The following is a 5,578-nucleotide window of genomic DNA, read 5'->3' on the forward strand; positions in this document are numbered from 1 at the left end:
CATAAAAAAAGCCCCGACGCGGGTGCGACGGGGCTTTTCATTTGGAGCCTGGCGGTGACCTACTCTCACATGGGGAGACCCCACACTACCATCGGCGCTGAGCGGTTTCACTTCCGAGTTCGGAATGGGTTCGGGTGGTTCCCACACGCTATGGCCGCCAGGCAAACTGGAACAATCGGGTTTGTAATCGAACACTGCCTTGGCTCTGCGCAGAAGCGCTTGAGCGTTATATGACCAAGCCTCACGGGCGATTAGTACCAGTCAGCTGAATACGTTGCCGTACTTACACACCTGGCCTATCAACGTCCTCGTCTCGGACGACCCTTAAGAGCTCTCAAGGAGCTAGCGAGATCTCATCTTGAGGTGGGCTTCGCGCTTAGATGCTTTCAGCGCTTATCCCTTCCGTACGTAGCTACCCGGCAATGCCACGGGCGTGACAACCGGAACACCAGAGGTACGTCCAACCCGGTCCTCTCGTACTAAGGTCAGATCCTCTCAAATCTCGAACGCCTACGGCAGATAGGGACCGAACTGTCTCACGACGTTCTAAACCCAGCTCGCGTACCACTTTAAATGGCGAACAGCCATACCCTTGGGACCTGCTTCAGCCCCAGGATGTGATGAGCCGACATCGAGGTGCCAAACTCCTCCGTCGATGTGGACTCTTGGGAGGAATCAGCCTGTTATCCCCGGCGTACCTTTTATCCGTTGAGCGATGGCCCTTCCATACAGAACCACCGGATCACTAAGACCTACTTTCGTACCTGCTCGACCCGTCGGTCTCACAGTCAAGCACCCTTTTGCCTTTACACTCGTTGCACGATTTCCGACCGTGCTGAGGGTACCTTTGCACTCCTCCGTTACTCTTTAGGAGGAGACCGCCCCAGTCAAACTACCTACCATACACTGTCCCTGATCCCGATAAGGGACCCAGGTTAGAACCTCGAACATTTCAGGGCGGTATTTCAAGGGTGGCTCCACGCCGGCTAGCGCCAACGCTTCAATGCCTCCCGCCTATCCTACACAAAAATATTCAAGATCCAGTGCAAAGCTGTAGTAAAGGTGCACGGGGTCTTTCCGTCTTGCCGCAGGAACACTGCATCTTCACAGCAATTTCGATTTCACTGAGTCTCGGGTGGAGACAGTGTGGCCATCGTTACGCCATTCGTGCAGGTCGGAACTTACCCGACAAGGAATTTCGCTACCTTAGGACCGTTATAGTTACGGCCGCCGTTTACCGGGGCTTCAATCAAGAGCTTCGCGTAAAGCTAACCCCATCATTTAACCTTCCGGCACCGGGCAGGCGTCACACCCTATACATCCACTTACGTGTTAGCAGAGTGCTGTGTTTTTAGTAAACAGTCGCAGCCACCTGGTCTCTGCGGCCCCTTTCAGCTCAGACCGCAAGGGCCTTCACCTAACAGGGGCGTACCTTCTCCCGAAGTTACGGTACCATTTTGCCGAATTCCTTCACCCGAGTTGTCTCATACGCCTTAGGATTCTCACCTTATCCACCTGTGTCGGTTTGGGGTACGGTCTGCTTAACCTGAAGCTTAGAGGTTTTTCCTGGAAGCCTGGTATCAACTGCTTCGCGCCCTTGGGCACTCGTCATCGCTTCTCGGCATTAGCCTTCCGGATTTGCCTGGAAGACCTGCCTACAAGCTTAAACCGGGACAACCATCACCCGGCCAGCCTAACCTTCTTCGTCACCCCATCGCAGTTAAGCGAGGTACGGGAATATTAACCCGTTTCCCATCGACTACGCCTTTCGGCCTCGCCTTAGGAGCCGACTCACCCTGCGCCGAATAGCGTTGCGCAGGAAACCTTGGATTTTCGGCGGGCAGGTTTTTCACCTGCCTTATCGTTACTCACGTCAGCATTCGCACTTCCGATACCTCCAGCAAACCTCACGGTTCACCTTCACGGCCTACGGAACGCTCCTCTACCACTTGCCATGAATGACAAGTCCGCAGCTTCGGTGCATGGCTTTAGCCCCGTTATATCTTCCGCGCGGGCCGACTAGATCAGTGAGCTATTACGCTTTCTTTAAAGGATGGCTGCTTCTAAGCCAACCTCCTGACTGTCTGTGCCTTCCCACATCGTTTGCCACTTAGCCATGACTTGGGGACCTTAGCTGGCGGTCTGGGTTGTTTCCCTTTCCACTACGGAAGTTAGCTCTCGCAGTGTGTCTCCCGTGCTTAAACTTGCCGGTATTCGGAGTTTGCCTCGGTTTGGTAATCTCTTATGAGACCCCTAGCCGAAACAGTGCTCTACCCCCGGCAGTCATACACGAGGCGCTACCTAAATAGCTTTCGAGGAGAACCAGCTATCTCCGGGCTTGATTAGCCTTTCACTCCTATCCACAGTTCATCCCCTAATTTTTCAACATTAGTGGGTTCGGGCCTCCAGTCGGTGTTACCCGACCTTCACCCTGACCATGGATAGATCGCCCGGTTTCGGGTCTACTCCCAGCAACTCGTCGCCCTATTAAGACTCGGTTTCCCTACGCTTCCCCTATCCGGTTAAGCTTGCTACTGAGAAGTAAGTCGCTGACCCATTATACAAAAGGTACGCCATCACCCATCCGAAGACAGGCTCTGACTGCTTGTACGCACACGGTTTCAGGTTCTATTTCACTCCCCTCACCGGGGTTCTTTTCGCCTTTCCCTCACGGTACTGGTTCACTATCGGTCGACAGAGAGTATTTAGCCTTGGAGGATGGTCCCCCCATGTTCAAACAGAGTTTCTCGTGCTCCGTCCTACTCGATTTCACTTCGAATGCCCTTTCGTGTACGGGGCTTTCACCTTCTATGGCGTGCCTTTCCTGGACACTTCCACTAGAACAATCGAAGCTTAAGGGCTACTCCCGTTTCGCTCGCCGCTACTCAGGGAATCTCAATTGATTTCTGTTCCTTCGGGTACTTAGATGTTTCAGTTCCCCGAGTTTGCCTCCCATGGCTATGTATTCACCATGGGATACTTGCCTCGCAGCAAGTGGGTTTCCCCATTCGGAAATCTCCGGGTCAAAGTCTGTTTGCCGACTCACCGAAGCTTATCGCAGGCTGCTACGTCCTTCATCGCCTTCTGTCGCCAAGGCATCCACCGTGTGCGCTTGGTCACTTGGTCATATAACCTCAAGCGCTTCCGCGCTCAAAGTCTATGAGCAACTCATATATTCTTCGCTAAAAGAATACAGTGTTCGATTACAATCCGATTGTTAAAGAGCGGTGATCGAAATCACAACAAACGATCAATCGTTTGTTCTGATCTCGAATGGTGGAGCTGAGCGGGTTCGAACCGCTGACCCCCTGCTTGCAAAGCAGGTGCTCTCCCAGCTGAGCTACAGCCCCAGGGTCATGTCGCCTGAAAACTGGTGGGTCTGGGAAGATTTGAACTTCCGACCTCACCCTTATCAGGGGTGCGCTCTGACCAACTGAGCTACAGACCCAAAGCTATCGCGGCAACGCCGCCATGACTGACCGCTAACGTGTAAGTGACTTGTGTGGGCACTCCCATGGGACAACGTAAAGCCGTTCTCTAAAGGAGGTGATCCAGCCGCAGGTTCCCCTACGGCTACCTTGTTACGACTTCACCCCAGTCATCGACCACACCGTGGTGACCGTCCTCTCCGAAGAGTTAGACTAGCCACTTCTGGTGCAGCCGACTTCCATGGTGTGACGGGCGGTGTGTACAAGGCCCGGGAACGTATTCACCGCAGCATTGCTGATCTGCGATTACTAGCGATTCCGACTTCATGTAGTCGAGTTGCAGACTACAATCCGGACTGGGACAAGCTTTATGGGATTGGCACCCCTTCGCAGGTTCGCAACCCTTTGTACTTGCCATTGTAGCACGTGTGTAGCCCTGCCCATAAGGGCCATGATGACTTGACGTCATCCCCACCTTCCTCCGGTTTGTCACCGGCAGTCTCCTTAGAGTGCCCAACTCAATGCTGGCAACTAAGGATAGGGGTTGCGCTCGTTGCGGGACTTAACCCAACATCTCACGACACGAGCTGACGACAGCCATGCAGCACCTGTCACTGTGCTCCCGAAGGCACTCCTCTGTCTCCAGAGGATTCACAGGATGTCAAGGGCAGGTAAGGTTCTTCGCGTTGCATCGAATTAAACCACATGCTCCACCGCTTGTGCGGGCCCCCGTCAATTCCTTTGAGTTTCAACCTTGCGGCCGTACTCCCCAGGCGGAGAACTTAACGCGTTAGCTGCGACACTGATCGACTATGTCAACCAACGTCTAGTTCTCATCGTTTACGGCGTGGACTACCAGGGTATCTAATCCTGTTTGCTACCCACGCTTTCGAGCCTCAGCGTCAATATTGGCCCAGAAGACTGCCTTCGCCATTGGTGTTCCTCCACATATCTACGCATTTCACCGCTACACGTGGAATTCCGTCTTCCTCTACCATATTCTAGTCACGCAGTTTCGAGTGCAATTCCAAGGTTGAGCCCTGGGCTTTCACACCCGACACACGCGACCGCCTGCACTCGCTTTACGCCCAGTAATTCCGATTAACGCTCGCACCCTCCGTATTACCGCGGCTGCTGGCACGGAGTTAGCCGGTGCTTATTCTGCAGGTACCGTCAATACGCTCGGTGTATTAAACCGGCGCTTTTCTTTCCTGCTTAAAGTGCTTTACAACCCTAAGGCCTTCTTCACACACGCGGCATGGCTGGATCAGGCTTGCGCCCATTGTCCAATATTCCCCACTGCTGCCTCCCGTAGGAGTCCGGGCCGTGTCTCAGTCCCGGTGTGGCTGATCATCCTCTCAGACCAGCTACTGATCGTCGCCTTGGTAGGCCGTTACCCCACCAACTAGCTAATCAGACGTAGACTCATCTTTTAGCGCGAGGATAGAAGAGCCCCGCTTTGCTCCGTAGAGATTATGCAGTATTAGCCTGGGTTTCCCCAGGTTGTCCTCCACTAAAAGGCAGATATCTACGCTTTACTCACCCGTCCGCCGCTCGTCAGCAAGGTGCAAGCACCTCCTGTTACCGCTCGACTTGCATGTGTTAGGCCTGCCGCCAGCGTTCAATCTGAGCCAGGATCAAACTCTCCAGTTTAATTACTTCTCAACTGGTGCACGATTGATCCAATCGTGCGAGTCATCCCAAGCTTGTTGCTTTGGATGCTCTATAGGGCTTGGCTTAACGCCACCCCACAGGAGCACCCACACAAGTCACTTACAAGTTGTTAAAGATCTGCCATCTGCACCGATCAAACCATGTTGCTCGATCTGCGCCTGAAGCGTTGCAAGAGCGCGTATTCTACGCCGTTCCAACACCCTGTCAACTGCTTTTTCGATTTCCTCGAAATCGCCGCTGACCCACTTTCGGTACCGCCCCAGGGCGGCCCTCCAGTCTGCAACAAATCAACCGAATCAAGCAAATGCTTTTTTCTTCGATCCGTCGCCCCAGCCCGCCGATCCGCCTTCAACAAGACGTCCCGGAAAACTGCCCCGCTCCGCTCTCAACCCCGGCGCCGTGGCGCCTTCAAAAAGGCTTGCTGCGTTGCGAGAGGGCGCATTCTAGACCTTCGCCGATACGTGTCAACAAGTTTT

At 53.8% G+C, this 5,578-nt stretch carries 2 tRNA genes and 3 rRNA genes; all 5 read right to left on the minus strand.

The annotated features are described in order from the left end of the window. Positions 1-46: 46 nt before the first annotated feature. Positions 47-162 (minus strand): 5S ribosomal RNA (gene rrf, locus ACS8YF_RS19370). Between the two features lie 68 nt (positions 163-230). After that, a 23S ribosomal RNA gene (locus ACS8YF_RS19375) occupies positions 231-3,126 on the minus strand. A gap of 148 nt (positions 3,127-3,274) precedes the next feature. Continuing rightward, positions 3,275-3,350, minus strand: a tRNA-Ala gene (locus tag ACS8YF_RS19380). A 21-nt stretch (positions 3,351-3,371) separates the two neighbouring features. Further along, positions 3,372-3,448 (minus strand) — tRNA-Ile (locus tag ACS8YF_RS19385). Positions 3,449-3,539: 91 nt separating this feature from the next. Continuing rightward, a 16S ribosomal RNA gene (locus ACS8YF_RS19390) occupies positions 3,540-5,081 on the minus strand. Together the 16S, 23S and 5S rRNA genes with 2 tRNA genes alongside form the textbook arrangement of a ribosomal RNA operon. Positions 5,082-5,578: the final 497 nt, after the last annotated feature.

Origin of the sequence: Salinisphaera sp. SWV1, assembly GCF_052044155.1 — a bacterium.
GTDB lineage: Bacteria > Pseudomonadota > Gammaproteobacteria > Nevskiales > Salinisphaeraceae > Salinisphaera.